Raw genomic sequence first — 23,948 nt, forward strand, 5'->3', positions numbered from 1 at the left:
AAATCCTGGCTCCTCTCATGGTGAGAGGAGCCAGGATTTTTCTGCGTTAGACGGGTTAGCGTCGGCCGCGGCTTTGCAATGCGCCAGAAACGAGGAATGCCATTTCCAGTGACTGCTTGTGGTTCAGTCGAGGGTCGCAGACCGACTCGTAGAGATCGTCGAACTGTTCTTGACGGATTGGATCGGCTCCACCAAGGCACTCGGCTACATCGTCGCCGGTCATTTCCACGTGCAAGCCACCTGGGAAGGTGCCCAGCGAATCGTGGACTTCGAAGAAGCCACGGACTTCGTCCATAACATCGTCGAACTTGCGGGTTTTGTAACCGTTTTCGCTGGTAACGGTGTTGCCGTGCATCGGATCGGTGACCCAGAGTACCTGCGCACCGGAAGCGGTGACCTTCTCGACCAGGTTTGGCAGCTTCTCGCGAATGTTCTGCGCACCCATGCGGGTAATGAAGGTCAGGCGTCCTGGTTCGCGGTTCGGATCCAGCTTCTCGATCAGTTCCAGCGCGTCTTCTGGCTTGGTGTTCGGGCCAAGCTTCACGCCAATTGGGTTGCGCACGCGCGAGAGGAAGTCCACGTGTGCATGATCCAGCTGACGGGTACGCTCACCGATCCACAGGAAGTGTCCCGAGGTGTCATATGGCTGCCCGGTCCGTGAATCAGTACGCGTTAGTGCACGTTCGTAATCCAGCAACAACGCTTCGTGGGAAGCAAAGAATTCGGTACGCTTCAGTGCTTCGAAGTCGGCTCCGCAGGCATCCATGAAACGGATCGCCGAGTCGATTTCACCGGCAAGCTGCTCGTATGCCGAGTGAGCTGGGTTGGCCATGAAACCGGCATTCCACGAGTGAACGCTTCGCAGGTCAGCGAAACCACCCTGAGTGAACGCACGAATCAAGTTCAGCGTCGCGGAGGAGGTGTTGTAGGCCTGCACCAGTCGTTTAGGATCATGGGCGCGGGACTCTGGGGTGAAGTCATAACCGTTGACGATGTCGCCGCGGAATGCCGGCAGAGTCACGCCGTCTCGGGTCTCATCGTTGGAAGAACGGGGCTTGGCAAATTGCCCAGCCATGCGTCCCATCTTGATGACCGGCATCGAAGCGCCGTATGTCAGCACAACGGCCATCTGCAAAATAGTTTTCACACGCGAAGAGATCTTGTCTGCGGTCGCTCCGTCAAAGGTTTCGGCGCAGTCGCCACCCTGAAGGAGGAACGCTTTGCCCTGTGCCGCAGCAGCAAGACGTTCTCGCAAAATATCCACTTCACCAGCAAATACCAGTGGCGGACGTGAACCCAGTTCGGAAATTGAAGCGCTATAGTCCGGGTGCTCACGCCAGGTGGGCTGTTGGGCAATAGGCAGATCACGCCACGCATCAAGTTGAGGGTCGGTGGCGGGGCCGGCTACAGAGGAGCCAGGCAATGGGGTTCGGTTTTCTTCGCTCACCCTAAAGATTCTACGTGTGAGAGCATCAAAGCACCGCGATGAATGTAACAACTGGACGTAACACACCGATTCTGGACACTACCTAGAATCTCTGAACTAGCTATTTTTAGCCTTTTTCGGCGCGTATACGTCTACGTAGTTCTGGCCTGAGAGCTCGTTGATGGCCTTGCGAATGTTGTCGGCCACGAGGCGCAAGATCTGCGGGTCATCAGCTTGCCCTGCGTACTGGCTGAAATCCAAGGGTGCTCCCAGATGTATCCCAATCCGCCCAGGTTTAGGGATCCCCCGCCCAATGGGCTGGACCTTGTCTGTACCGATCATGGCGATAGGGATTACGGGTGCACCGGATTCAATGGCCAGTTTTGCTACTCCAAGTTTGGCCCGGTAGAGCCGGCCATCCGGAGAACGTGTTCCTTCCGGGTAGATACCCAGTAACTTGCCTTCTTGCAATGCGCGGTTGGCGCTCGCTAGCGATGCAGCTGAGCCCTTCCCGCCGGAACGGTCCATCGGCAGCTGATTAATGTTGCGGAAGAACCACGCGACAAAACGTCCTTTGGGTCCCTTGCCGTTGAAATAATCGTCCTTGGCCAAAAAGATCACCGGGCGTTCGAGACTGGCTGGCAAGAATACTGAATCACTAACCGAGAGGTGGTTTGAGGCGAGAATTGCCGCGCCCTCTAAGGGAATGTTGTCGATACCTTGCAGGTCGATCTTGAAAAAGATACGCAACAAGGGCCGAACCGCGAACCGTTTGAGAAAGTCGTAGAGCACGGGGTGGCATTCCTTCGTTTTTGTCTTCGAACGTCTATGAGTGGGTTCGCTGCTGCGTGCGTTGATTCCACTCCATACAATTGTGCACTACGCTCGACTATGAACCGTTAAATTATTAGGGGTGCACATGATGAAAGACGCTACTTCGATCCCGGGGACCACGTCGGACGTGGATTTTGCAGTGCTGTTAATCCATGGCTTTACTGGCTCCACTACAGCTATGCGCCCCTGGGCCGCCTCCCTAGAAGAGCAAGGTGTACCCACTAGCGTTCCGATACTTCCCGGTCATGAAACCCACTGGCAAGACATGATTGGACGTCCTTATCACCAGTGGATCCAACGCACCGAAGATGCCTACGACGAACTTGCCGCAACACATCGAAGGGTATTTGTCGCAGGCCTGTCCATGGGTGGCGCATTGGCGTTACACCTTGCCACACGTAGAAACGTCGCCGGCGTGTCATTAGTTAATCCTGGACTGGTCATCGATTCACCGGTGGCACCTTATGCAGGATATCTGCACCGAGTCGTTCGATCGGTCGCGCCAATCAGCAATGACATTGCGCTGCCAGAAGCTGATGAAAATGCCTATTCTCGTACACCGGTAGCCGCCGTACACGAGTTATATAAGCTCTTCGCGCAAACTCGTGCCCGACTCCCCTTAGTGAGCGCACCAGTTCAATTATTTCGTTCCGCGGTGGATAACGTCGTTTCGGATGCATCCGTACACGAGCTTCTCAAGGGACTGCAGCCGGGAATTCTTCGCGAACGTATTGCGTTGTCACGCAGTAGACACGTGGCGACGTTGGATTATGATGCGCCGAAAATTTTCAAAGAATCACTGCGTTTTTTCACCGATGTGACAGCGCGGGAAGAGGCTAAGTGAACCCGGCAGAACATGAGCCATCAAACACCGAAGATCCACGCTGGGACGAGTTGGTGGAGAACTTTAGAAACCTCGAAGTACCCGCCCCGCGTGAGCCCAGCGCAGAAGAGCGCGCTGCCGAATTAGCAAAATTATTTAATACCGGTCCACTGGCACGCGGTCCGCGTGATTATTCGGCCGACGAAACACCCGAAGAGTTCATTCCCGAAGAACCTGCCGCTATCGGCAGTGGCGACCCAATGCTCAACCTTGCGTGGGTTGGTGCCGTAGGCGGTCCTTTTGGACTGCTTTTTTGTGTAATCTTTTTTCGAAGCGCTCCAGGCTTTATTTATCTTGGCCTAGCGGCCGCAGCGATCGTCGGTATTTTTTACTTGCTGCGAAGACTTCCGACTCAGCGAGATCCGGGAGATGATGGGGCTAAGGTCTAACCAACTTGGAACGCTTCCATGGCTACGTTACTATCAAGTAATATAGATGTGACACAGCTTACGTATTGTCATAGCCCGAACACTTAGCACAGGAGATGAGTACCAGATGCGCGAATACAGCTCGCCACTTCGCATCCACTCGCCGGAAAATTCGAACATTACCGATCTGCTCCTAAGGCATGCTAATTCAGCAGCCAATCCGGCGCTCTTCTCGGTACCAACTGCTAATGGGGATTGGCAGGACATTACAGCCTCACAGTTTGCCGCCGACGCCTCGGCGATCGCGCGTGGATTCATTGCTTCCGGCATTGAGCAAGGCTCGCGCATCGGTTTGATGGCACGCACTCGCTACGAGTGGACCCTAGTTGACTTCGCCATCTGGTATGCCGGCTGCATCACCGTACCAATCTATGAAACCTCCTCCCCCAGCCAGGTCGCATGGATCATGGCCGATTCCGGCGCCCGCGCGGTGGTAGTGGAATCTGCTAACCATGAGAATGTCGTTCGACAAGCCGCCCATCAAGAGTCTTTAGACGAACTCGATGACGTCTGGCAGTTTGAGGGCGGCCTTGACCAGCTTCGCAATCTCGGGAAAGAAGTCAGCGACGAGGAACTTGAAACGCGTCGATCCTCAGCTACGCTCAATGACGTAGCCACGGTAATTTACACTTCCGGGACTACCGGGCGCCCCAAGGGTTGCGAATTGACCCATGGCAACTTCGTCGAGCTTTCTGACAACGCTGCCGCGGAACTTCCTGAATGTGTCTACCCCGGTGCAGCGACCATCATGTTCCTGCCACTCGCGCACATCTTCGCCCGCTATATCTCGATACTGGCCGTTTCTGTTGGTTGCCGCGTCGGCCATACCCCCGACGTTAAAAACCTCTTGCCTGACCTCCAGTCATTCCAGCCAAGCTTCATTCTTGCCGTACCTCGTGTATTCGAAAAGGTATACAACTCAGCCATGCTGAAGGCCGAAGACGGCGGTAAGGGCAAGATCTTCCACGCTGGTGTTGACGTCGCCGTTGCTTATTCTCGCGCGATGGAGAACGGCAATATTCCACTAGTGCTCAAGGCCAAGCACAAGCTCTTTGACGTATTGCTCTACAACAAGTTGCGCACCGCCATGGGCGGAAAAATCCGCTACGCCGTCTCCGGCGGCGCTCCCCTAGGCCAGCGTCTTGGACACTTCTTTAACGGAATTGGAGTGACAATTCTCGAAGGTTACGGCTTGACCGAAACCACGGCTCCAATCAGCGTAAATACCCCCGACAAGATCAAGATCGGCACCGTTGGTCGTCCGCTGCCGGGCAACGCAGTTCGTATCGCCGAAGACGGCGAAATCTTGACCAAGGGCATTTGCGTGATGCGCGGTTACCACAACCGGCCAGATCTCGAAGCAGAAACCTTCACCGACGGCTGGTTTGGAACTGGGGACGTTGGAGAGCTCGATTCTGACGGGTTCTTAAAGATCACCGGCCGCAAGAAGGAAATTATCGTTACTGCCAGCGGTAAGAACGTTGTTCCAGCACTGCTCGAAGATCAGATTCGTGCCGACGCATTAGTTTCACAGTGCGTCGTCCTAGGTGATGGTCGCCCATTCATCTCGGCACTAGTCACCCTCGACGTCGAGTCACTACCGGGCTGGTTGGAACGCAACCAGTTGGATAAGTCGTTGACCGTCGAACAAGCAGGAGAACTGGACGTGGTCAAGACGCATATTCAGTCACTGCTCGACAAAGCAAACAAATCTGTGAGTCGCGCTGAAGCAATCAAGGCGTTCCGTATTGTGCCCACTGATTTCACGGAGACCTCCGGTCATTTGACCCCTTCGATGAAGATCAAGCGTGCGGTGGTGTTCAAGGACTACGAACAGGTCATTGACGAAATCTATTCGGCAGCCAAGCCAGTCGCATAAGTCAGTACTGCATCAGCAAGTTCCCACTGTTCGTGGGATGAGGCGGCCCAGGGAAACCTGCGGCCGCTTTGTTGTACCCGCTCGGCAAAATCAAGGGGTATGATCACGCGTTCAAAGACTGGTGCAACAGTTCCTGCTTTGGCTGATCCCAACTGCGCATAAAGTAAGTTCTCTGCCAAACTTGTTTGCCCATTGAGCAAAAGCCACTGCACTAGATCCATGAGCGCCGGTTCTGCTTTCGCGGAGCTATCACCCAATACCACCAGAACATCGGCTTTGCTAAAGTGCCCGGCCAACGCAGCTAGGACTCGTTCGGGACCCGCCGCCTGCACCTGCGAAGACAACGAGAGCTCTTGAAATTGAGCTTGCAGGACACCTGCGAGCGCTTCCGCTGGCAACGCGGAGTCGAGGGCGAAAACGCTGACGTTCAGGGTTGCTCGTATTTTTCCTGCGGCGAGGGCCTTCGCCCGTAACGTTGCTGGCTTAAGTGTTTCGCCCTGCTTACGCGATAAACGCATCGCTCTCCTTGCCCAAGATTTGAGTTTGAACCGTTTCCTTGAACGAATTCGGGACCACCAGTGTGCATCGTTCCATAGATACCCCTAGTGTTCCAGTTTGCTGGCTCGTGAAGTTGTACAAACAGCGACATGTCATACCAATGGCGTGGCGCCTAGGGATTGCCCCAGGCGCCACGCCATTGGTAGTTTGCTAAACGCTACATAAACCGGTGCTTACTTAGGTTCAATAACCAGGAGCAAATCTCCACCCTGAACCTGGCTAGTTCCCTCAAAAGTTACCTGTGAAACGACGCCTGAGGCATTAGTGGTAATGCCAGCTTCCATCTTCATCGCTTCGATAGTGGCTACCGATTGTCCGGACTCGACCAAATCTCCGACCTTAACATTGATCGTCACCGCTCCGGCGAATGGCGCTGCGACGTGACCCGAGTTCTTCGGATCCGCCTTTGGCGCGCTCTTGACGGTTGATTCAACGGATTCGTCACGAACCTTGATCTGACGCGACTGACCATTGAGCGAGAACACCACGGTGCGCAGACCCTTTTCGTCGGCTTCGGAAACCGAAATCAGCTTGACCAGCAAGCGAACACCGGTACCAAGCGAAACTACGCGCTCAACGTCTGGGGTCAGTCCGAAGAGGTAATCACGGGTGTGCAATACCGAGAGGTCGCCGTAGTTCTCTACCGACTTTTCGAAGTCGCGAGTCGGACCAGCGAACAATAAGCGGTTCAGTGTTGCGCGGATGGTCTCGTCGTCGCTAGTCAGCGCCGCCAAGTCCTCATCTGAGACTGCCTCAACGTGATCGCGCACGGTGCGACCCTGCAGGGCCTTGGCGCGGAACGGTTCTGGCCAGCCACCAGGAGGGTTACCCAATTCGCCCGAAAGGAACTGAATAACCGAATCTGGGATGTCGAAGTTCTGCGGGTTGGACTCGAAATCAACAGCTGGCACACCGGAGCCAACGAGCTGTAGAGCTAGATCGCCAACCACCTTCGATGATGGGGTCACCTTCACGACGTTGCCCAGCATGTCGTTGACCGAGGCGTACATGGACTCGATGGCTTCGAAGCGCTCGCCCAATCCCAACGCAATAGCCTGCTGGCGCAGGTTGGAGAGTTGTCCACCGGGGATTTCGTGCTGGTAAACGCGTCCGGTTGGAGCCGGCAGTCCGGATTCAAATGGCTTGTACATGGCACGCACTGCTTCCCAGTATGGTTCTAGGGAAGCAACTGCTGCCACTGATAGACCAGAATCGCGTTCGGTGTGCTCCAATGCAGCAACCAGTGCCGAAGCAGATGGCTGACTGGTAGTGCCTGCCATCGCTGCCGAAGCAACGTCTACCGCGTCCACGCCGGCCTCGATGGCTGCCGTGAGGGTAGCCATCTGGCCACCAGCAGTATCGTGGGTGTGCATGTGGACTGGGACATCGAAGCGTGCTCGCAAGGCGGTGACAAGCTTCTTCGCCGCAGCCGGACGAAGCAGACCGGCCATATCCTTGATGGCGATGATGTGTGCGCCAGCATCGATAATCTGCTGAGCTAGATTCAGGTAGTAATCCAGCGTGTATAGCTTCTCCTTGGGATCAAGAAGATTGCCGGTGTAGCACAAGGCCACTTCGGCGACCGCGGTTCCGGTTTCCCGGACCGCCTTGATAGCCGGAGCCATCTGCGCCACGTCGTTCAGCGCATCGAAGATACGGAAGATATCGACGCCACTCTTAGCTGCCTGCTTCACGAAGGCATCGGTCACCTCAGTTGGGTACGGAGTGTAACCAACGGTGTTGCGACCACGAAGAAGCATCTGCAATGGAATGTTCGGTAGTTCGGCGCGCAGGAGCTCCAAACGCTTCCATGGATCTTCGCCTAGGAATCGTAGTGATACATCGTAGGTTGCCCCTCCCCAGACCTCCATGGAGAACAACTGCGGCACGGTGTGTGCGTAAGCGGGAGCGGCTGCAAGCAGATCACGAGTACGAACGCGTGTTGCGAGCAACGACTGATGTGCATCACGGAAAGTGGTGTCGGTGATACCAACGGCGGTTGAATCGCGTAGCGCCTTGGCAAATCCTTCAGGACCTAGGTCGATGAGTTTCTGGCGCCAGCCAGCTGGTGGTGTTACCGACTTCGATGGGCCATCAAATGGCGAGCGCTCAGGCTCGGAGGCTTTGTCACCCGGGAAGCTTGGAAGCTTCTTACGAGGGTCAATGCCATCGATGCGTTCACCATTGGGCTTATTGACAGTCACGTGCGCCAGGTAGTTAAGCGCCTTGGTGCCACGGTCCTGAGATTCATTACCGGTCAGCAGATCTGGACGCGAGTCAATGAAGTCAGTGGCGACATCGCCGGCGATGAACTGTGGATCGTTCAACACGTTCTGAATGAACGGGATGTTGGTCGCTACGCCGCGAACACGGAATTCAGCGAGTGCTCGTCGTGCACGTGCCACGGCAGTGGCGTAATCGCGGCCACGGCAGGTGAGCTTGACCAGCATCGAGTCAAAGTGCGGTGAAACTTCAGCACCGGTGTAGATTGTGCCGCCGTCTAGACGTACGCCAGAACCGCCGGCAGAGCGGTATACAGTAATTGTTCCGACGTCCGGGCGGAAACCGTTAGCCGGATCCTCGGTGGTGATACGGGACTGGATGGCCCAACCACGAACCTGAATGGTGTCCTGGCTGATATCGAGGTCGCTCAGGGTTTCGCCTGCGGCAATGCGCATCTGGGCCTGAACCAAGTCAATATCTGTGACTTCTTCAGTCACCGTGTGCTCTACCTGGATACGTGGGTTCATTTCGATGAACACATGCTGACCGGCGCGCTCACCGACGGTGTCCACCAAGAACTCCACGGTACCGGCGTTCTGGTATCCCAGAGCCTTGGCGAACTTAACCGCATCGCGGAAGAGGGCCTGCCGGATCGAATCATCGAGGTTTGGAGCGGGAGCAATCTCCACAACCTTCTGGTGACGACGCTGCAAGGAGCAGTCACGCTCATGCAGGTGGACTACATTGCCCTGTTCGTCGGCGAGGATCTGAACTTCAATGTGACGCGGACGAAGTACTGCCTGCTCTAGGAAGACTGTTGGATCGCCGAAAGCCGTTCCGGCTTCGCGCATTGCGGCGCCCATCAGCTCTGGGAGGTCTTCGCGCTTGTCCACGCGTCGCATACCGCGCCCACCGCCACCGGCAACTGCCTTGACGAAGATAGGGAAACCGATACGGTCTGCTTCGGCCAACAGGAAGTCAACGTCGTCGCTTGGCTCCGAGGATTCCAGCACGGGAATGCCTGCCTTGCGTGCAGCCTTCAGCGCAGCAACCTTATTACCAGCTAGGTCAAGTACGTCCGCCTTTGGACCAATGAACTTAATGCCGTTTTCTGCAGCTTTGCGCGCCAGATCTGGGTTTTCCGAAAGGAAACCGTAGCCTGGGTAAATAGCATCTGCGCCGGCTTCCTTGGCGACGCGAATGATTTCGTCAATGTCCAGGTAGGCGCGAACGGGGTGTCCCTCTTCGCCAATCTGGTAGGCCTCTCCAGCCTTCTGCCGGTGGATCGAGTTTCGGTCTTCATATGGGTAGACGGCAACGGTTTTGGCGCCGAGTTCGTATCCAGCGCGGAAAGCACGAATTGCAATCTCACCGCGGTTGGCGACCAAGATCTTCTCAAACATATTTTCCCTACATCGATTCAGCACACCCGTTTGGGTTCGGAGTTGCGTCCATGTGTGGACGCTTCGTCGCGTATTACCCGGGTGCTGGGCTTCGCATAACGGATATTTTTAACCGCTGCTGTGGATACCCTACCGTGATCGGGTACACAATTACCAAACATTTCGTCATGTGGTCTGACCACAATCTCCACCAGACGCTTTATGGATCTTTTTTGACATAGGTACATTCGTGCTAAAAATCCCACGTTGCGGAGTCGGGGAATTACGGCTCGGCACACTATGATAAAGGAAGACTAAATATTCTGTGGGACACATAATCAGCGAGCAGTGAAAGGCGTGGTCTGGTCCGTGCATGTAGTGAGCATCAGCAGCCTCAAGGGTGGCGTAGGAAAAACCTCCGTAACACTCGGATTGGCCTCAGCAGCACTCGCAGCCGGAATTCCGACGCTCGTGATCGACTTAGATCCGCACGCGGACGCGAGCACTGGCTTGGGAGTACGAGTAAACGGTAAGCAGCCAATTGGGCAAATGCTCAAGAACGTTCGCCGCGCACGCCTTCAGGACAATGTCGTAGCAAGCGCATGGCAGTCCAAGGCAGCCGAAAAGAAATCGCGCACACGTATTCCTGTACTAGACGTTGCCGTTGGCGACGCCTTTACCGGTATTTATGACCGCCCCGATTTACGTACTCGTGATTTACGCCGTCTATCTCAGTTATTGAGTCGCACTAGCGGTTACCAGCTTGTTCTTATCGACTGCCCGCCTTCGCTTAACGGTCTAACCCGCATGGCATGGAGCGCGTCGGATCAGCTATTGCTCGTTGCCGAGCCAAGCCTATTCTCCGTTGCGGGAACCGAGCGCACCCAGCGTGCCTTGGAACTCTTCCGCCGCGAATTTGCTCCGTCGCTGGGCCCCGTACGTGTTGTCGCGAACCGAGTACGTAAAGACTCCGCAGAACATACATTCCGTCTCAACGAAATGCGTCAAATGTTCGGCGACTCAATGGTGAAACCAGAAATTCCTGAACACCCTGAGTGGCAGCAGATCCAGGGCGCCGCTTACTCGGTGCATCAGTGGCCAAGTAAGGCCACCGCTCCTATGCTTGGCCAGTTCGATGCATTGCTCAAGGAACTCATGTCAGCTGCGCCCACTCCAAACAGCTAGAGACACCACCCATACGTAAAAAGCTTCGGCTCTAACCACTTGAAAAAGTTGGTTGGAGCCGAAGCTTTTTGTTTCTAATAAAGTATTTAGCCGACGTTTCGAGCGGCCTTTGCGGCACGGCGAGCGGAGAGCTCATCTGTAGCCAATTGGTCGCTGGTACTTTCGGAAGGAAGCGCCGCAAGTGATCCTTCGACTTCACGCCAGACTCGACCCACGGCGATGCCGAAGACCCCTTGTCCGGCCTGAACTAGATCAATTACCTCGTCGGCACTCGTGCATTCGTAGACCGATGCACCGTCACTCATCAAAGTAATTTGCGCCAGGTCTTCAACTCCACGCTCGCGAAGATGGCTGACTGCGGTCCGAATTTGCTGTAGAGAAACCCCGGTGTCTAAAAGGCGTTTGACTACTTTCAAAACCAGAATATCTCGGAAGGAGTAGAGCCGCTGCGTGCCCGAGCCTTTGGCGCCGCGCACTGCCGGTTCAACCAGACCTGTACGGGCCCAGTAATCAAGCTGGCGGTAGGTAATCCCAGCCGCCTTGCACACTACCGGTCCACGGTAACCGGCATGTTCATCAAGTTCAGGTAGATCATCGGTGAAGAGCAGGCCCTGAGTATTGGATCGCTGAACGCCACCGGTGGTCCCAAGACGAGGACCGGTCTGGCTAGAGTCCATCCAAATACTCCTAGTGTGTAAGCAAAATCCATTGAGAGATGAGAAATTTTTTCTAGCGACTGATAGGTGCGAGTGATGGCGAACCATGGATCGGTCAACAGGAATTTTCCCTATGCTTCGACGGTACGGCTATAAGGGGCTTTGGTCAAAGACCTTCAAGCTTAACTTTAAGGCGTGTCGCTTTTAAGGGTTGCAGGCTGGGTTAGGCGGAGAAATCTTCGGGATCAATATTGTCCAGAAACTCCCTGAATTCGCGCATTTGCTCTTCGGGAAGCTCTTCATCTTCGGATTCAATTTCAATGGCTACCCCCGCAGATTCCATGACCTCTTCGGTACAAAGAATCGGGCATTGAGCGCGGACCGCTAAAGCAATGGCATCCGATGATCTAGAATCCACACGTTTGCCATTTGAGAGCACAAGTTCCGCCGTGAAGATCGCGTTTTGCACCGAGACGATTTCAACTCGTTGTAGGCTCACCTCGAGCGCTTCCAGTAAGTTGATCAGTAAATCATGCGTCATCGGCCTGGGAGGCGTTAGACCCTGCTCAGACATGGCGATCGCAGAGGCTTCGGGTGCACCGATCCACAGCGGAAGATAGAGATTTTGTTCATGACGCTTTAAGAGCAGAAGTGGCTGGTTCGAAGGAAGTTGGATTCGTATCCCGGCAAACTCTAGTTCAAGCATGGACTCCCCCTAGTGTTGCGAACTCGTTGCTAAGCTCAGCCTAGCGATCAAGTTGTGAAATCGCACGCTGTACCAGCGCCTCATGCAGTTCCAGGCACTGTCGAGATATTTCTTGGGCTTCTTCAGCGGCTCTAGCACGCGCCGAAACTTCTGGCTTTTTCAAGTCCGCACCAATGATTGATTCGATGAGCGAGAATTCGCGCTCGGCAGCGGTGCGGAACTGGCGCAGGTGACGTGGTTCAATCCCGTGATTTGAGAGCTCGACGGCAGACTTCGTGACTCTTACGCTATGCGAATCGAACCGACCCGATTCCGGCTCTATCAAGCCGAAGTTAACTAGTTCGTTAACTAGTTCCTCGCTGGCAGAGGTCAACCCACACAACTCAGCTAGGGAAACCGGCCGGGAATGCCGATCGATTGCTTCAGCCATCTCGCTGTTGACTGCCTGTGGCGCTACTGGAGCACCTCCTGGAAGCGCTGCAGGAGCTTCCCCACGATCGATCGCGTCAAGGTGATCCTTGATGACCTTCAAAGGCAGGTATTGATCCCGCTGAACCGAGAGGATAAAGCGCAGTCGGCTGACATCTGAAGCTGTGTACTTACGGTATCCCGCTGATGTGCGTTGCGGAATAATCAATCCCTTGTCCTCTAAGAAACGAATCTTGGAGGCAGTGACTCGAGGAAACTCATCTTTGAGCTCGGAGAGTACTTCGCCAATGTTCAGTGCTGCCGCTCTCACGTTCTCGTGGCGAACTGCCTCGAGTCGTGGGCTACGGGCTGCATCAAAGAGTGGCAAAGGAGAGGCTCCTCAAATTGTTAGGTTGAAAGTTAGCCCGAACCGCAGGCCACCAGGAAACTAGTTCAGTACCTAGCTTAAACGTTTGGCACGCTCTGGTAGAAATTGAGTCGGAATTTACCGATCTGCACCTGTACCGCATTGGCTAAAGTCACCGAGTCGATACGATCACCGTTGATGTAGGTTCCATTGAGCGACCCAATGTCGCTGAGCGTAAATCCTTGACCGACGCGCTCAAATTTTGCATGACGACGGGACACAGTCACATCATCTAGGAAAATATCGGCATCCGGGTGACGACCAGCGATATTCGAATCCGTATCCAACAAGAAGCGCGCGCCTTTGTTTGGCCCGGTATGGGCAATCAACAAGGCGGATCCTGCAGGAAGTGCTGAGACCGCAGTACGTTCATCATCCGATAACGGATAGATTACCGATGGCTCAGCAGACTTGTGAGCCGCCGGCAAGAAGATATTGGTCGTTTCGGAGGCAGACTCGATATGCGGGTCAACCGGCCCATGTTCAGACATTTGGGGTCCTCCAAGAAAATTTGCTCTCAAGCTTGCGCTTGACGACCTTTAGGTAAACGGATGATCAATGGTTTACACCAGACTATCTCCAGATTAGCCTACTCAGCACACAAGAGATAACACGATATTACAAATTTTTGAGGCTCAGTAGGCCCAAACGTGCAATGATTCCTGCATGGAAGAGAAAACGCGTGCTGCAAGTGGCCTAACCAGCAATGAAGCCACGACTCTTAAACCACGCTCAAATTGGAAAATTCGATTACTCCTAGGTGTAATTGCGCCTCTCATCCTGCTAGGAATTTACGCGATCGCTACGATTTTTATGCCTGTTTGGTGGGCGACTAAAATTTCCAGCCATAATGCAGGTTCCGCCACGGGCGGCTGGGTTTCCGGTTTCTCCATCGGTTTCGTTTTTACGTTAATTCCGATGCTGGTTCTTTGGCAGGTGCGCTACCGCAAGTTGAGCTGGCGGGGGCGCGGAGTAATCGCTATATTCGCGGTTGTTCTTGCTTTACCTAATTGGCTAACCCTTGGGATCTTCCGGAACCCTTCGGATGCAGCACAGAAGGCACAGGCAATTTTGAATACAGGAGCAACGTGGTTCGGTGGGGCCAGCCTCGTTGGCGCCCTAAGCTCCGCGGCCATCTCATTGATCCTTGTCATTAGCTGGCTGGTCTTCCGCCGACGAGGCGCACGCATCAGAGATCTAGAGGCACAACAGAAGGCACCATTAGACTCCACAATTCATGATGCAGGTTAAGGAGTAGGAACGACAATGGCAGAAATACGACTCAAACGTGCCTATGTAGCTGCTGAAGAACCTGACGGCTACCGAATCCTAGTTGATCGGTTGTGGCCACGGGGACAGACTAAAGAAGTACTCAAGTTGGACCGGTGGGCCAAAGGCATCGCGCCTTCTAGCGAACTGCGTAAGGCGTGGCATCACGATGCAGACAGGTTTTCGGAATTTGCGGAGCATTATCGTCAAGAGCTCAACCAGAATCCTGCTGTCGACGAGTTCTTAGAACTTGTCGAGGCGCAACCGGTCGTCACCTTCGTCTATGCAGCCAAAGATGAGCAAATCAACCATGCAATGGTGCTTCGAGACTTTCTACGTGAGCAGCTGGTTCAGTAGCTTCATCCGTTGTTTTCGTTGGCGGAACAAAACAGACGCCGTCAACGCAGGCCATGTCGGATTCTGAGACTTGTTGAAGATCGAATTTGAATTCCATGAGTTCTCCTCTAGTGCTACTTCCTATCCAAGTAGAACTACGAAATAGCCTCCGATATTCCGCAGACCAAAACAATTGCCCTGCCACAAGAATGTGTGACAGGGCAATTGGATAACGTACGAGACTACGCTTAACTTTGCTTCGAGGCTAGCGTTGCGCGAGCAATACCCCGTCAAAGAACGTTGCCAGATCGGCGCGTGCATCTAATGGCAGAACATTAGCTACATACTGATCTGGGCGCACAATTACGATTGCGCCGTCCCGCGAGATCTCACGCTGCTCGTAGATATCGTTACCGTCGAGCACGGCATAGACCTTTTCGTAGTCCATCAGCCCAAACGTCCCATGATTCGGGCGGAACACCTTTGGTGCGTCGTTGTGGTTGAAGGTGGTGTAGTCCTGCTGGTAAACGACCTTGACGTCGAAACGTGAGTCAATATCAGCGTCAGCCGGGGTGTATTTAACAACCGGCGACTCTGGCGATTCAAGTAACCACTTCGAAAGTTCACTGACCTTTGCATCATCACCTGCTACAGACTGATCTGCGAAGACATAGATTCGGTAGCGTCCGTCTGCACGGTGGTGGTGGCCCAAATGCACTGGATTATTGTCGCCTAGACGCATGACCTCGGCAGACTTGAAGCGCTTGCCAATCGGGAAGCCCATGGCCAAATCCTGATGCTCCTTGGAACCGGTCAGCTCAGATGGGGCGTATTCGGTCATGAAGCCTGCAGGGAATTCAGCGGTGCGTACATAAAACTCCGCGACACCTTCCTTGCCTTCAAGGTCTTCGGGCATTGCGGCCATCATCGAGGACCACTGCTTATCAAAGTCGATCAGATTCTTGGCAATGACCTGACGTTCCGCCGAGTAGGTGCGCAGCAGGCTTTCTGGCCCCTGGCCGGAGAGCACATAACCGATCTTCCAAGCGAGGTTATAGCCGTCCTGCATGGAAACGTTCATGCCCTGCCCGGCCTTAGCCGAGTGCGTGTGGCAAGCATCGCCGGTAATGAAGACTCGTGGTTCACGGGTGCCAATTTCTTCGACTGGTACGTCGTCGAAACGGTCGGTGAGTCGGTGCCCGACCTCGTAGACACTGTGCCAGGCCACGTCCTTCACTTCCAACGTGTAAGGGTGCAGAATCTTCTTGGCACGTTCGATGATTTCTTCCAGCGGAGTCTCGCGGACCTTACCGCCATCCCCCTCAGGAACTTCGCCCAGATCGACGTAGAGTCGGAAGAGCTGTCCACCTTCGCGAGGAATTAGCAGGATTGAGCCGGCATTAGAGTGGATGGCACATTTGGTGCGCACGTCAGGGAAGTCGGTTAGCCCAAGCGTATCCATGACACCCCACGCGTGGTTGGCCTTGTCACCAGAGAGCTTGGCACCGATGGAGCGACGCACATTGCTTCGAGCACCATCAGAACCGACGACGTATTTCGCGCGAACGATGCGCTCAACGCCCTCGTTATCCTCGCCGCATCCGATCAAGGTGACCTTGACAGGGTATTCCTGACCGCCTTCGACTGTTAGTTCCTTGAAGTCCCAGCCGTACTCTGGGGTGATTCGTGCCGGCGAGTTTTCGGCGAACTCGGCGAAGTAATCAATAACTCGTGCTTGGTTAACCACCAAGTGCGGGAATTCGCTGACACCGGTCGGATCATCAGCGGTGCGGTCGGTGCGGATGATATTTTCAGGATTCGCCGGATCAGGATTCCAAAAGGTGGTCTCCTTGATGATGTAAGCCTCGTTGGTGATGTGCTTGGCGAATCCGAAGGCTTGGAAAGTCTCCACAGTGCGTGACTGGATGCCATCGGCCTGGCCAATCTCCAATCGGCCCGGGCGGCGGTCAATAATCCGCGTGTGGACATCTGGGAATTGTGAGAGTTGGGCAGCAGTGATAATGCCGGCCGGACCTGCGCCAACGATTAGCACATCCATCACGTCAGGCATTTCCTCGGGACGGTTAAGGCCAGTTCCGGCTGCTGGTTGGACCCGCGGATCCGCGGAAATATACCCATTGTGGTGAAACTGCACAGCTTCATCCTCACTTCTCTGTGAACGCTTAGATTCAAAATTCTTGTGTTCGATAATAGAACATCAGATTCGCATATCGCACACTAACTATAAGTCTATTGTGAACGTCGACACAAGCCCACATTGGTTTCGTCTCATCTTTGCCTAAGTCAGCCACCATAAATAGAAATCAAATAGCGCTGCCGGCAACTCGCATCGATGCTGCGGAAAACAGCGAACTGCTGCACATTGAGTTCAGGTGCCCCGTCTAGGACCGGATAACCACGGCGTCTGCGCCGACCGTCAGCCTGTGAGCATGGGAGACCTTCATGAGTTTTTGTTGCCAACGCCGGTCGTGGGTAACTGTGATGACGGTTCCGGGGTAAGTAGTTAATGCGCTTTCCACCTGTTCTACTAGTTCCGGCGACAGATGGTTTGTCGGTTCGTCTAGTAGCAAGATTTCCGCTTCGCTAGATATCGCGACGGCCAGCTCCAGCCTTCGCTGCTGTCCTACCGAAAGGGTTCGTGGATGGCGGGTGAAGTCCTGAGGTTCGAATAGTCCCGATGCCGCCAATTGCAACCATGCCTCTGGCAGATAAGCGTCAATGGCCAAGGCGTAGGCCTCAATCAGGCTGTCGCCCGGGAGGATTTGTAGATCCTGTCGAAGCCAACGCACGCTCAATCCTGGCGCGTGGAACATCTCTCCGCCTTCCACGGGTAACTGTCCAGCCAAGACTCCTAGGAGGGTAGTTTTCCCGGCACCGTTTGCTCCTGATATCAACCACCGCTCCCCCGCCCGAATAGTCAGGCTGTCAACGCTCAGCTTCGGCAAATTGCGCCGTGAGATGGCTTCAAGGATGATCAGCTCTTCTCTTGGCTCTTCGTATTCCGCAGCGGATCTCGGGAGCTCAAAATGTAGCTGTTGTGGTGGAACGATTGCCGGTTGCTCAGTGAGTTCATCAATCCGAGACTTTGCTTGCCGAATCCGACTCGTCGATCCATGGGTGCGGCTGCGCTGTCGAAAGGCACCATGCCCAAACCCTGCTTTTTCCCGTTTACGCGGGACCGCAGCAACTCAATTGGTATTTTTCACGACAAGTCGACGAGCACGTTCCAATTCCGCAGTCCACGTTTGATGCTTGGCGATAGTTTGTTCCCGTTCCAGCCTTTTCGCTCGTAGGAAACCGTCGTATCCATCGCGGTAATGCCGAAGCTTGCCTTGTTCGATTTGCAAGATATCTTGTGCGAACTTGTGCAGGAAAACCCTATCGTGGCTAACCACCACCAAGGCACCGCGATGATTTTGTAGATTGTCTTCCAGCCAAGCTAAGGCGGTGTCATCTAAGTCGTTGGTCGGTTCGTCGAGTAAGAGAAGCTGAGATTCTGCACAAAGCACAGCTGCTAGGGCAAGCCGGGAACGTTGACCGCCCGACAGTGTTGCCACCTCCTCTCCTCTATCGAGGGAGCCAAGGCCAAGTTGTTCTAAGGCGACCATCAGCCTCTGGTTCACCAAATAACCTTGCTGCGACTCATACAGCTCAGTCACTCGCGACAATTGAATTAATAGGTGTTCGGAGTCTTCTGCCTCTGCGCGTTCCAGCCGCGCGCCAATGGCCTCGATCAGTCGTTCTAGGTCGCGAAATCTATGATGATACCCGTCGATGACGTCTTGGATCGTAGCCTTCTGCGCAAACATGGGGTTTTGGCTGGCCATCGCAATACCACCAGGTACCTGCATGAGGCGATGGCCCGAAGTCGGTGAAAGTGTCCCAGCGAGCACGCGCAGCAAGGTCGATTTTCCTGCACCGTTGTCCCCTAGCACCGCAATTCTTTGCTGGGCACCAAGGTGTAGATCTACCCCTTTCAAAACATCTCGTTCAGCAAAACTGACGCTGACTTGGTGCAGGGAACAAACGAAATCATCGGAGACATGATTTCGCGAGGGTGTCGGAGGAACAACTAATGGTTCGCGGGTCATCTGATACTCCTTAGTGACCTCGGCAAGGCTGCGTAGTTAGCAAAAAGTTGTTGGCTACGGGCCGAAAAGGGAATTCTTGAACTCGAACGAAAGTTCGGTGCGACAGCGCATAATTCGCCACGGAGTAGGACTCAACGTGACGATCTAGTTTATAAAAACAGCGTTCCCATGCGCTACACACTACGCTCGGGCATTCGACCTGCCAAGGGGGCGGCGAGCGGAGTAAGATTTTAGACACGAAAAAACCCCGACAAAAACGAATTTTCGTCGGGGTTTTTAGCCGGTCGGGCTAGCGGGATTTGAACCCACGGCCTCCTGACCCCCAGTCAGGCGCGCTACCAAGCTGCGCCATAGCCCGATGCTCTCGTAGCCGTTATCCCTGCGCCTTACGACGAGGGTGCCGTCTACGAAAAGCTCCTTAATTACCCTACCTCAAGAGAGGCATAATATTCGAACCGTTACCGGTTTCGGCTACGACGCTCACGAATACGCATGGAAACCTCGATCGGAGTACCCTCAAAACCGAAGGTTTCACGTAGGCGTCGCGCGATGAAACGGCGGTAGCCTGGATCCAAGAATCCGGAGGTGAAGAGCACAAACTTCGGCGGACGCGAAGATGCCTGAGTGCCGAATAGGATGCGTGGCTGCTTACCACCGCGTACCGGGTGAGGGTGCGCCGCGACGAGCTCGCCAAGGAACGCGTTGAGCTTGCCAGTTGGAATGCGCTTATCCCACGAATCCAGCGAGGTGTGTAGGGCGGCAACGATCTTGTCCTTGTGCCAGCCGGTCAATGCCGACATGTTCACACGCGGTGCCCACTCGATGTGGGCCAGATCCCGGTCAATTTCCTGTTCCAGGACGTAACGGCGATCTTCGTCAACTTCATCCCACTTATTGAACACGAGTACCAGCGCGCGGCCGGCTTCGATGGTCAGCTGGATGATGCGTACGTCCTGCTCGGAGACGGTCTCATTCGCGGCCAACAGCACTACGGCGACTTCGGCCTTTTCCAAGGCGGTCTGGGTTCGTAGCGATGCGTAGTAATCCGAGCCTTGAGCCATGTGCTGACGGCGGCGGATACCTGCGGTATCCACGAAGCGCCAGACCTCGCCACCGAGTTCTAGAAGCTCATCGACCGGGTCGCGGGTGGTACCGGCATAGTCGTCAACAACCACACGTTCGGAACCTGCAAGCTTGTTCAGCAGCGAGCTCTTGCCGACGTTTGGTCGGCCAATCAGCGCGATACGGCGCGGACCACCGGAAGGAATCATTCCACCGAAGGCCGAGTGTGCGGGAAGCTTTTCCATGACCGCGTCCAACAAGTCCGCAGTGCCGCGGCCGTGTAGTGCGGAAACTGGCCAAGGCTGACCAAAACCCAGACCCCACAGCGAGGCTGCTTCGGCTTCTTGGTTAAAATCATCGACCTTGTTGGCGACTAGGAAGACTGGCTTGCGCTTCTTGCGCAGCATCTTCACTACGGCCTCGTCGGTCGCGGTAGCGCCAACGTGTGAGTCGACTACGAAGAGGATTGCATCGGCTACGTCTGCAGCGATTTCAGCCTGCTCGGCAACCGAGGCGTGGATGCCCTTCGCGTCATGCTCCCAACCACCGGTGTCCACCACGGTGAATGGGCGGCCGAGCCACTCGGCCGAGTAGGAAACGCGGTCACGGGTGACACCCGGAACGTCTTCCACTACGGCTTCGCGGCGACCAAGGATGCGGTTGACCAGCGTTGATTTGCCCACGTTGGGGCGGCCGATGATGGCCAGCACCGGTGGGATGATGACGTCTGCATCGTCCTCGGAGTCATCGTCCAGACCGGAGAGCAGCGCGGCGTCTTCGGCGTCCAGATCGTAGTCATCGAGTCCGGAGAGCAGTGCGCGAGTGCGGATTTCCGCGTCTTCCTCGCTCAGTTCGGCTAGGCGCTCGGCGATATCGTCGTCTACGAGGGGGGTGTATTCCCCATCGTGGGAGTTGTTTTGGTCGCTCATGATATTCCCTTCAAGGCGATAGGTCCTGCCCAAGGTGGCGGGCGGAACGTGAATCTTCATCGGCTCTCGCCGAGGATGGGCGCCGGTTAAGGCTTAGTTAGTACTACTTTTTCGCAGCCGTGTTGATTGCGTCAAGCACGGCGTTGATGGTCTGCTCAAAATCCAGGTCCGAGGAGTCAACCGTAATCACCCCATCGGCGGCCTGAGTAAAGTTCACAACCGTCGAATCTTTCTTATCGCGTTCAAGCACCTGAGATGCAAGCGCGCTAGCGTCCTGAGTTCCGCCAAGCTGGATTCCGCGGCGGCGCAGGCGCGCCTCTTCGGAAGCAGTCAGCAGGATTCGGGCATGTGCATCGGGGGCAACAACGGTGGTGATATCGCGGCCCTCGGCGACAATGCGCGCGTTGGCTGCGATGATTTCACGCTGTCGACGGACCAGTTCGGCACGGGCTTCCAAATTGGTTGCCACCGCCGAAACCTGCTCCGAGATGCGTGGTTCACGAATCGCGTCGGTCACCACGGTATCGCCGATGACCACATGTTCGTGATCCGGATCTACCGAGATTTCCAGCTTTGCTTCGCGCACCGCGGTAGCTATCGCTGCTGCATCGGACAGGTCAGTTCCCGCGTCGAGCACCGAGAAGGTGATCGCCCGGTACATTGCTCCGGTGTCCAGGTAGGCTGCGCCTAGTGCGCGGGCCACTGCCTTGGAAACCGAGGACTTGCCCGAACCGCTGGGTCCGTCAATGGCGATGACAAGGTTCGTGGGGTTAGCTGAGTGCGTCACTGGGCTACTTTCCATCCGTTGTTCGTCAATACGTTGATCAGTTCATCACGCCGTCCGGGCAATACCGACACGTCCACCAGTCCTACCTGGTGTCCGGCGGAGTGCTCCATGCGCATATCTTCGAGGTTGATACCTGCCTCGCCGATATCAGTCACGAGTGCCGCGATCTGCCCCGGTTTGTCATCAACGACGACGGTAACCAGTGCGAAAGCCTGCGGTGGGGCACCGTGCTTGCCCGGAATTCGAGCCTGCCCGGCATTGCCCTCGCTCATCAATTGCGACAAATCCAGTAAGGCTCCATGGCCCGTTGGATTGTTCAACGTATTGATCAGCCGGTCCAGATCTTCCTTCATACCCGAAAGGATCGGGATCAACGCTTTCGCGTTATGTGAGAAAATCTGGATCCACAACTTTTCATCGCTGGCAGCGATGCGCGTCATGTCACGCAGCCCGTTACCGGCCAAACCCAACTGGTGGGCTTGAGCGTTTAACAATCGTGAGGCGATCATCGAGCTGGCAGCCTGTGGAAAATGGCTGGTCAGCGCGACCGACTCGTCGTGAGCGGTGACGTCCATGCGATGCAAGGTCGCCCCCAGGTCGATGGCCAATGCCTCGGCGGTTTTCACGCTCGCGGCGGACGCTAACTGATGCGCACAGATCACCCACGGCATCGAGGTGAACAATGCTCCACGCGCGGCGGCGGGACCTGATTTCTCACGTCCTGCCATCGGGTGCGTACCCACATAGCGGGCACGATCCGCGTCGCTCAACCGCGCATCGGCATTTACCGCGTCAAGGATTGAACCCTTCACGCTAGCGATGTCGACCACCGTCGAGTTGGGGTACTTCAACAACGATTCGGCCACCAATGTCGCGGTGACATCAGGTGGAGCTCCGATGACCACCAGCTCCGGGGCAATTCGCGCCTCGGAATCCAGTGGTTGACCGGCGCCGATGTCATGAGCCACAGCTTGTGCGGTCGGCGAAATGTCCTGCAGGTATACCGCTACGCCCTTAGCGCGCAGCCCCAGACCCACCGAGGTGCCCAGTAGTCCGGTGCCAATCACCAGCACTGGGCCGGCAAGGTGAGAAGTGGGCATAGGTTACATCCCCACCATGGACATCAGGTGTCCGACTTCCTGGTTACCCAGAGGTCGGATGACGCCTTGCTTCTGATCGCCGAGCTGGATTGGGCCGATACCCACGCGCACGAGGCGCTCTACTGGGTGTCCGACTGCATCGAACATACGACGCACGATGCGGTTGCGACCCGAGTGCAGGGTCACCTCAACCATCACGGACTTTGGCGTGGTGTCGATGACCTTCAGGTCATCAACCTTGATCCAGCCGTCTTCCAGACGCACACCTTCGCGCAGTGCATTGCTTGCGGCACGCGAAATTGGGCCAGGAACCTGTACCAGGTAAGTTTTTGGAACCTCGTACTTCGGGTGCTGCAGGCGGTTAGCCAGTTCCCCGTCGTTGGTCAGGATCAGCAGACCCTCGGTCTTGTAGTCCAGTCGGCCCACATGGAAGAGGCGCAACTGGGCGTGCTCGTGACGGAAGTAGTCAGCGATGGTACGACGACCCTCAGGATCATCCATCGTGCACATCACGTGCTTTGGCTTGTTAAAAACGAAGTACTTGTTCGTCTGGTTCAGCTGCAAACGCATGCCGTCGACGTGGATGGAATCCTTGGTCGGATCCACGCGGGCACCGAGTTCGACGATGAGCTTACCGTTGACCTCAACGCGGCCTTCGGTGATCATTTCTTCACAGACGCGGCGGGATGCGACTCCGGCGTTGGCCATGGCCTTCTGCAGACGAACGCCGTCCTGGCTGTCGGTGCGGTTTGCCTGGTTTTCGACGCGAGCCTGAGCCCGAGCACGCTGGGTTGGTCGGGCATAGTTTGACTGCACCGAGTTACCGAAACGTTCCTTACCGAAGGCTGCCTCGGAGTTCTTGCCAAATGCCGAAGAGCTGGACTTGTCACGGCCTGCACCTGGTCGACCGGAACGATCGCCCTGCTTGTTGCCAAAGGACTTGCCACCCTCAGAGCGGTTGCCGTAGGACTTGCCACCCTCGGAGCGGTTGCCGTAAGGCTTGTTACCCTCAGAGCGGTTGCCGTAAGGCTTGTCACCGTAGGACTTGCCGCCTTCGGAACGGTTTCCGTATGGCTTATCGCCGTAGGACTTACCACCCTCGGAACGGTTGCCGTAAGGCTTATCGCCGTAGGACTTGCCACCCTCGGAACGATTGCCGTAAGGCTTGTCACCGTAGGACTTGCCACCCTCGGAACGATTGCCGTATGGCTTATCGCCGTAGGACTTGTTGCCAGCGGATTTGCCGCCGAAGCTCTTGGGGCCACGCGAGTTGCGCGGTGCCGAGGAACCCTTGTTCATGGTTCGTAATTCCTTTGTCTGTTAAGTATCGCGGGCGCACCGCTTAAAAAGCGGAACGC

21 protein-coding genes and 1 tRNA gene are annotated in these 23,948 nt (G+C 55.5%); 6 read left to right on the forward strand and 16 right to left on the reverse strand.

Features of this window, described 5'->3' with window-relative positions:
* Positions 1–55: 55 nt before the first annotated feature.
* Both CQ011_RS16765 and CQ011_RS16770 read right to left on the reverse strand, forming a co-directional pair.
* Positions 56–1,447 carry a class II 3-deoxy-7-phosphoheptulonate synthase gene (locus CQ011_RS16765; RefSeq protein WP_181148174.1) on the reverse strand — a complete coding sequence of 464 codons (1,392 nt, stop codon included), beginning with the start codon at positions 1,445–1,447 and terminating at the stop codon, positions 56–58.
* A gap of 96 nt (positions 1,448–1,543) precedes the next feature.
* Positions 1,544–2,218: a lysophospholipid acyltransferase family protein gene (locus CQ011_RS16770; protein WP_105678845.1), complete on the reverse strand. Its 675-nt coding sequence runs from the start codon at positions 2,216–2,218 to the stop codon at positions 1,544–1,546.
* A 127-nt stretch (positions 2,219–2,345) separates the two neighbouring features.
* Here CQ011_RS16770 and CQ011_RS16775 point away from each other — a divergent pair, with 127 nt between their 5' ends.
* The 3 genes from CQ011_RS16775 to CQ011_RS16785 all read left to right on the forward strand — a co-directional run bounded on the left by CQ011_RS16775 (position 2,346) and on the right by CQ011_RS16785 (position 5,450).
* A complete protein-coding gene (locus tag CQ011_RS16775) occupies positions 2,346–3,104 on the forward strand; it encodes an alpha/beta hydrolase (protein WP_105678846.1) in 759 nt (252 codons plus the stop codon).
* Positions 3,101–3,532: a hypothetical protein gene (locus tag CQ011_RS16780; RefSeq protein ID WP_105678847.1), complete on the forward strand. Its 432-nt coding sequence runs from the start codon at positions 3,101–3,103 to the stop codon at positions 3,530–3,532. The genes CQ011_RS16775 and CQ011_RS16780 overlap by 4 nt, the downstream gene beginning before the upstream one ends.
* Positions 3,533–3,638: 106 nt before the next feature.
* On the forward strand, positions 3,639–5,450 hold the full coding sequence (locus tag CQ011_RS16785; RefSeq protein WP_105678848.1) for an AMP-dependent synthetase/ligase: 1,812 nt from the start codon (positions 3,639–3,641) through the stop codon (positions 5,448–5,450).
* Here the strand turns inward: CQ011_RS16785 and CQ011_RS16790 are convergent.
* Together CQ011_RS16790 and CQ011_RS16795 are read right to left on the reverse strand one after the other, a co-directional pair.
* Positions 5,423–5,968 (reverse strand): hypothetical protein, encoded by a 546-nt coding sequence (locus CQ011_RS16790; RefSeq protein ID WP_105678849.1) that lies wholly within the window; start codon positions 5,966–5,968, stop codon positions 5,423–5,425. The two genes, CQ011_RS16785 and CQ011_RS16790, sit on opposite strands and share 28 nt — an antisense overlap.
* 213 nt (positions 5,969–6,181) lie before the next feature.
* A complete protein-coding gene (locus tag CQ011_RS16795) occupies positions 6,182–9,634 on the reverse strand; it encodes a pyruvate carboxylase (RefSeq protein ID WP_105678850.1) in 3,453 nt (1,150 codons plus the stop codon).
* A gap of 348 nt (positions 9,635–9,982) precedes the next feature.
* Here CQ011_RS16795 and CQ011_RS16800 point away from each other — a divergent pair, with 348 nt between their 5' ends.
* Positions 9,983–10,798, forward strand: a complete 816-nt coding sequence (locus CQ011_RS16800) for a ParA family protein (protein ID WP_105678895.1) — start codon at positions 9,983–9,985, stop codon at positions 10,796–10,798.
* A gap of 86 nt (positions 10,799–10,884) precedes the next feature.
* Here the strand turns inward: CQ011_RS16800 and CQ011_RS16805 are convergent, their stop codons facing one another.
* The 4 genes from CQ011_RS16805 to CQ011_RS16820 all read right to left on the reverse strand — a co-directional run bounded on the left by CQ011_RS16805 (position 10,885) and on the right by CQ011_RS16820 (position 13,486).
* On the reverse strand, positions 10,885–11,475 hold the full coding sequence (locus tag CQ011_RS16805; RefSeq protein ID WP_105678851.1) for a MerR family transcriptional regulator: 591 nt from the start codon (positions 11,473–11,475) through the stop codon (positions 10,885–10,887).
* Positions 11,476–11,677: 202 nt separating this feature from the next.
* Entirely contained in the window at positions 11,678–12,160 is a 483-nt protein-coding gene (locus tag CQ011_RS16810; protein WP_105678852.1) for a bifunctional nuclease family protein, read from the reverse strand.
* A 40-nt stretch (positions 12,161–12,200) separates the two neighbouring features.
* Positions 12,201–12,956, reverse strand: a complete 756-nt coding sequence (ftsR, locus tag CQ011_RS16815) for a transcriptional regulator FtsR (RefSeq protein ID WP_105678853.1) — start codon at positions 12,954–12,956, stop codon at positions 12,201–12,203.
* A gap of 77 nt (positions 12,957–13,033) precedes the next feature.
* Complete coding sequence (locus CQ011_RS16820; protein WP_105678854.1) at positions 13,034–13,486, reverse strand: FHA domain-containing protein; 453 nt, start codon at positions 13,484–13,486, stop codon at positions 13,034–13,036.
* A 175-nt stretch (positions 13,487–13,661) separates the two neighbouring features.
* Here CQ011_RS16820 and CQ011_RS16825 point away from each other — a divergent pair, with 175 nt between their 5' ends.
* The gene (locus CQ011_RS16825) at positions 13,662–14,246 is read left to right on the forward strand and encodes a hypothetical protein (protein ID WP_105678855.1); all 585 of its coding nucleotides are present in this window, start codon (positions 13,662–13,664) and stop codon (positions 14,244–14,246) included.
* 15 nt (positions 14,247–14,261) lie between these two features.
* Positions 14,262–14,621, forward strand: coding sequence for a DUF488 domain-containing protein (locus CQ011_RS16830; RefSeq protein ID WP_105678856.1), 360 nt, complete (start codon positions 14,262–14,264; stop codon positions 14,619–14,621).
* A 244-nt stretch (positions 14,622–14,865) separates the two neighbouring features.
* Here the strand turns inward: CQ011_RS16830 and CQ011_RS16835 are convergent, their stop codons facing one another.
* The 8 genes from CQ011_RS16835 to CQ011_RS16870 form a co-directional block, all read right to left on the reverse strand.
* A complete protein-coding gene (locus tag CQ011_RS16835; RefSeq protein WP_105678857.1) occupies positions 14,866–16,755 on the reverse strand; it encodes an FAD-binding monooxygenase in 1,890 nt (629 codons plus the stop codon).
* Between the two features lie 247 nt (positions 16,756–17,002).
* Positions 17,003–17,566, reverse strand: a complete 564-nt coding sequence (locus tag CQ011_RS16840) for an ATP-binding cassette domain-containing protein (RefSeq protein ID WP_286161245.1) — start codon at positions 17,564–17,566, stop codon at positions 17,003–17,005.
* A 243-nt stretch (positions 17,567–17,809) separates the two neighbouring features.
* On the reverse strand, positions 17,810–18,712 hold the full coding sequence (locus CQ011_RS16845; RefSeq protein ID WP_105678859.1) for an ATP-binding cassette domain-containing protein: 903 nt from the start codon (positions 18,710–18,712) through the stop codon (positions 17,810–17,812).
* A gap of 284 nt (positions 18,713–18,996) precedes the next feature.
* A tRNA-Pro gene (locus tag CQ011_RS16850) sits at positions 18,997–19,070 on the reverse strand.
* A gap of 100 nt (positions 19,071–19,170) precedes the next feature.
* Positions 19,171–20,703 (reverse strand): ribosome biogenesis GTPase Der, encoded by a 1,533-nt coding sequence (der, locus tag CQ011_RS16855; RefSeq protein ID WP_105678860.1) that lies wholly within the window; start codon positions 20,701–20,703, stop codon positions 19,171–19,173.
* Positions 20,704–20,806: 103 nt separating this feature from the next.
* Entirely contained in the window at positions 20,807–21,505 is a 699-nt protein-coding gene (gene cmk, locus CQ011_RS16860; protein ID WP_105678861.1) for a (d)CMP kinase, read from the reverse strand.
* Positions 21,487–22,590 (reverse strand): prephenate dehydrogenase, encoded by a 1,104-nt coding sequence (locus CQ011_RS16865; protein ID WP_105678862.1) that lies wholly within the window; start codon positions 22,588–22,590, stop codon positions 21,487–21,489. Before CQ011_RS16865 ends, cmk begins: the two co-directional genes overlap by 19 nt.
* Positions 22,591–22,593: 3 nt before the next feature.
* A complete protein-coding gene (locus CQ011_RS16870; protein WP_105678863.1) occupies positions 22,594–23,889 on the reverse strand; it encodes a pseudouridine synthase in 1,296 nt (431 codons plus the stop codon).
* Positions 23,890–23,948: the final 59 nt, after the last annotated feature.

This window comes from Arthrobacter sp. MYb213 (genome assembly GCF_002979915.1).
GTDB lineage: Bacteria > Actinomycetota > Actinomycetes > Actinomycetales > Micrococcaceae > Glutamicibacter.